At 41.5% G+C, this 306-nt stretch carries 1 protein-coding gene; it reads right to left on the bottom strand.

Annotation, left to right across the window (positions count from 1 at the left end):
* Positions 1-283: Hsp20/alpha crystallin family protein (locus tag DK187_RS21060; RefSeq protein WP_162623589.1), on the bottom strand; the 283-nt coding region annotated here is incomplete at its 3' end.
* Between the last annotated feature and the right edge of the window lie 23 nt (positions 284-306).

Below are 306 nucleotides of genomic sequence, written 5' to 3'. Positions count from 1 at the left end.
GGCGTGTATAGTTGTCTTTATGTTCCTCGTTTTCTTCCTGCTTAGCCGAAGATATGGTCAGGAGATTGCCGTCGAGTGTGACCTTGAAATCGTCTTTGGCCATACCGGGGGCAGCGACCTCCACTTCGAAAGTGTCTCCGTTTTCCTTAATGTTGACTGCAGGAACAGTGGTACTTGTTGATGAATAGTTTTTGTTGTCCCAGTTTAAAAGCTCACGGTTAAAATTATCAAACATGGGCGAAAAAAGTGAAAAATTGTTCCAGTTTCTTTTTGCAAGTTTCATAGTAACCTCCTTTTAATGAAGTA

The organism is Marinomonas arctica, from assembly GCF_003259225.1.
Lineage (GTDB): Bacteria > Pseudomonadota > Gammaproteobacteria > Pseudomonadales > Marinomonadaceae > Marinomonas > Marinomonas arctica.
The sequence above is the reverse complement of the archived record's forward strand: the minus strand, read 5'-3'. Positions and strand labels throughout refer to the sequence as shown.